General features: G+C 55.0%; 1 pseudogene. It reads left to right on the top strand.

The annotated features are described in order from the left end of the window. Nucleotides 1–353: pseudogene (locus O2S87_RS18975) on the top strand (IS5/IS1182 family transposase); the annotation flags it as partial.

The raw sequence follows: 353 nt of genomic DNA on the forward strand, positions 1-353 counted from the left end.
CAGCACTCAAACCCTGCAAGATGAGCCTTGGATAGACGAGTTCTTTAATCTCGTGGCGGTTGAGACGCTTCCGCTCTTCGAGTACCTCGACTTTGATTTTCTCAGCGAGTATGACGTGTTCGCCCCCGCCCGTCGGGGGCGAACACGTGACCATCATCCGCCAGAGTTGTTCAAAGGCTTCCTTCACTGCTACTACAAGGGTATCTACGGGACACGTCCTGTCACAAGAGAACTACAGAACACGGCTGTCTGGCTTAGCTGTGGGTTCGATCGACCGCCGTCCAGAGACGCGGTCGATCGGTTCCTCACTGATCTCAACCTCGTTGTTGAAGACGTGTTCAGTCGCCTCGTCG

The sequence above is a fragment of the Halohasta sp. A2 genome (assembly GCF_056175805.1).